1 protein-coding gene and 1 pseudogene are annotated in these 1402 nt (G+C 74.1%); both read right to left on the bottom strand.

Annotation, left to right across the window (positions count from 1 at the left end; all coding sequences use genetic code 11):
* Positions 1 to 452, bottom strand: a pseudogene (locus ACN675_RS29145) (glycosyl transferase); the annotation flags it as partial.
* A 44-nt stretch (positions 453 to 496) separates the two neighbouring features.
* Positions 497 to 1402, bottom strand: a 906-nt coding sequence (locus ACN675_RS29140) for an FAD-dependent oxidoreductase (RefSeq protein ID WP_420754113.1), incomplete at its 5' end; no start/stop codon positions are given.

Below are 1402 nucleotides of genomic sequence, written 5' to 3'. Positions count from 1 at the left end.
CGCAACAGCGCGTCCCGGACCCGGCCGCGGATCCCGCGACCGGGCGCGAGACCGCTGCCGATCGGCGGCAGGCCGCGTGAGGGCAGGTACAGCGGGTGCGGGGACAGCTCGATCCAGGGGATGCCGAGCCGTTCGGCGGCCATGCCGCCCCCGGCGGTGATGACGTCGGAGACGACCAGGTCCGGCAGCAGCGCGCTCAGGTCGGGCAGGATCTCGGTCGCGATGTGCGCGGCGCGGGCGTGGAGCTTGGCGCCGGCGTCGGCGTCGTCGTCGCCCGGTCGCGGGTCCAGTCCTTTGAGCAGCGCGAACGTGACGCCGGGAAGGTCGGTACCCAGCCAGCGTTCGCCGGTGAACAGGATCGGATCGTCCCCCGCCTCCGCCAGCCGCCGGCACAGTTCGATCGCCGGGATCGCATGTCCGGCATCAGGTCCGGCCACCACCGCAACTCGCATCGCACCAGCCTGTCACATCGCGCGGGCCGCGCGACCGGGACCGGTCAGGCGAGGCCGTGTTCGGCGAGCACGGACAGTGCCGCGTCGTGCGCCGCGGCCCGGTCCGCCGGGACGAGGCCGATGCGGGTACGCCGATCGAGGATGTCGTCCGCGTCGAGCGCTCCCTCGTGGGTGACCGCGAACTCGAGTTCGGCGCGGCACACGTCCAGTCCGGGTGCGACGGGCGCGAGTCCCGCCGGGTCGGCGGCGAGCAACGCTGCCTCGGTCCCGTAGCGACTCACAAGGGACACCGGTGCCGACAGCCGGGCGAGTGCCGTCCGGTCGGCGGCCCCGACCAGCGGTATCCGGTGGGTGTTGCAGGGCCCGGCCGGCAATCCGGTGGCGGCGGCGGCAGCGTCCACCGCATCCTGCGCCATCTTCCGGTAGGTGGTCAGCTTGCCGCCGACGATGCCGATCGGACGGCCCTCGCCGCGGACGACCGCATGCTTGCGGGACAGGTCCGCCGTGGCGCCGTCCCCGTCGGCCGTTCGCAGGAGCGGGCGCAGCCCGGAATAGGTGGCGAGCACGTCGTCGCGGGTCAGCACGGTGGTGAGCGCCGAGTTGACGGTGTCGAGCAGGAAGTCGATCTCGCCGTCGGTCGCGTGCGGGACGTCGGGGATGTCGCCGGGGGCGTCCTCGTCGGTGAGACCGAGGTAGATCCGCCCGAGCTGGGCGGGCAGGGCGAACACGAACCGGTTGGTCGCGCCCGGAACGGGAACGGTGAGCGCCGCGGCGGGGTGCCCGAGGACGGCCGCGTCGAGGACCAGGTGGGTGCCGCGGCTGGGGCGCAGCGCGATCGAGGGATCGACGTGGCCGGCCCACACCCCCGCCGCGTTGATCACCGCGCGGGCCCGCACGGTCAGGTCCTCGTCGGTGATCTCGTCGTGCAGGACCGCCGTCTGGGCGGTGGC

This window comes from Rhodococcus sp. O3 (assembly GCF_048897285.1).
Classification (GTDB): Bacteria; Actinomycetota; Actinomycetes; order Mycobacteriales; family Mycobacteriaceae; genus Rhodococcus.
This window is presented reverse-complemented; position numbering and strand designations above follow the sequence as displayed.